This is a genomic window from Streptomyces bugieae (assembly GCF_036352915.1).
Taxonomy (GTDB): domain Bacteria; phylum Actinomycetota; class Actinomycetes; order Streptomycetales; family Streptomycetaceae; genus Streptomyces; species Streptomyces endophytica.
Map to the genome: position 1 here is coordinate 1 of NZ_JAZBJP010000181.1, position 438 is coordinate 438.

Annotated in this window: 1 protein-coding gene; it reads right to left on the reverse strand. The window is 64.4% G+C overall.

What is annotated here, in order from left to right; genetic code table 11:
* Positions 1–417 (reverse strand): hypothetical protein (locus V2J85_RS40780; RefSeq protein ID WP_330824412.1); only part of this gene is annotated, 417 nt, incomplete at its 3' end.
* Between the last annotated feature and the right edge of the window lie 21 nt (positions 418–438).

The following is a 438-nucleotide window of genomic DNA, read 5'->3' on the forward strand; positions in this document are numbered from 1 at the left end:
GTTCTCCACGATCCTCTGCAGATCCGACTCGGGGAGAGTCCAGTTCGCGAAGCGTTTCCGTCGGGCGGCGTAGTCCACAGTCGGCTGGTCAGCAACGTGATCGGTGAGACGTTGGAACAGCACGGACAGATCGGCTCGACAACCGTGCAAGCGCTCCTCCAGGGGGCGGAATCTTCCCCAGGCGGCCATCCATGCAGGGGGGATACCGAGATAGGTTCCTGCGTCGTCCAACGACATGCCCGTGACGGCCTGGACGAGGTGAGCTGCGAGACCTCTGCGGATTGCTGTCTTCCCGGGAGAGCGGCCTGATGTGTGGCCGAGCGGTGCCGTGATGATCTCCCCGGGATAGGGCCACTCCATCTCCTCGCCCCAACCCTCCCGCATCGGCAGAGGCATCATCACGTCCCGCAGCAGCATCGCGACGTCCACCGAGGTGTC